The organism is Dietzia sp. KRD202 (genome assembly GCF_017168155.1).
Taxonomy (GTDB): domain Bacteria; phylum Actinomycetota; class Actinomycetes; order Mycobacteriales; family Mycobacteriaceae; genus Dietzia; species Dietzia kunjamensis.
The window spans coordinates 1-1174 of record NZ_JABFAN010000141.1 but is presented as its reverse complement, the minus strand read 5'-3'; the positions used below and the strand labels follow the sequence as shown (position 1 = coordinate 1174).

At 65.5% G+C, this 1174-nt stretch carries 2 protein-coding genes; one reads left to right on the top strand and one right to left on the bottom strand.

From position 1 onward, the window contains the following. Positions 1–476 (top strand): transglutaminase family protein (locus J1M64_RS19365; protein WP_206475254.1); only part of this gene is annotated, 476 nt, incomplete at its 5' end. A 63-nt stretch (positions 477–539) separates the two neighbouring features. On the opposite strand, the gene J1M64_RS19360 is transcribed toward J1M64_RS19365, so the two are convergent. After that, positions 540–1174: AraC family transcriptional regulator (locus J1M64_RS19360; protein WP_206475253.1), on the bottom strand; the 635-nt coding region annotated here is incomplete at its 5' end.

Here is a 1174-nt window from a genome sequence, read left to right as displayed (position 1 = left end):
CCTACTGCGTGCCCAAGGCGGTGCTACTGGCCGCGGTTCTGCGGGCCGCGGGCATCCCTACCCGACTCGGCTTCGCCGATGTACGGAACCATCTGCAGACCGACACCTTACGAGCCGTCATGGGTGGAACGGATCTGTTCGTCTATCACGGCTATTGCAGCGTCTACATCGACGGACGATGGCTGAAGGCCACACCTGCCTTCAATGTCGAGTTATGCGAACGATTCGGCGTGCCACCGGTCGAATTCGAGGGACGGAGCGACGCGCTCATGCACGCCTTCACCTCCGACGGGACTCGGCACATGGAGTACGTACGAGACCACGGTAGCTTCGACGACCTCCCCCTGGGCCGCATTCTGTCTGCCCTCCACCAGGCCTACGGACCTATGGTCACCGCCGCTGCGGGGCCTGACGATGCCTTCACTCCTCCAGCTACCACCGGAGAGACCACTCCGGAAGGATCCGTGGACTCATAAGGGAGCACCTGGTGAGCCACTCCCGCCGGGCGCGGTCCTTCTTAGGGGCTGCGGAAGTGGTACTCAAGGGTGCTGGTGGGCGCGTCGGAAGTGGCTCGGTGAGCTGCCGGTCCATCCTTTGAAGGCATGCGAGAAGTTCGTGAGGTCGCTGTAGCCCAGTTCGGCGGCGACCTCACTGACAGACGTGGAGCGGTCGAGCAGCCGTATCCGGGCGCGGTCGAGCAGTGACTCCTGGAGGAGTTCGCGGAAGCTGGTTCCCTCCGCGGCGAGGCGGCGTTTCAGGGTACTCGAGGAGATCGAGAACTCATTCGCGACCGATTGGATGGTCCTCACCCCTGGCCCGTCGTCCAGCAGTGCCCGCACCCTGCGGGTGAAGTCCCGGCTGCCGCCCTGACGTTCGAGCGCCTGCTGGAGGCTGGTGACGGCGACGTCGTAGGCGACTGGGTCGGGGAAGCGGCAGGCCGCGTGTAGCGTCCGTTCAGGGATGTGCACATAGGACAGGGGGGCGTTGAAGATGAGCCGCGCCCCCGGCCAGGCTTCTCGAGCCCCGCTGCTTGGCTCCGGCCAGCGACTATGCATGGTCACCTCCGACGCGTCGTCGACCAGTCGGTCGACCAACCGCATGAGGGCGAGTCCGCAGTAGGTGACGGCGAGACAGTCCAGGTCGGGGTCTGCCGCGTTCCCGGTGAGCCGGATCG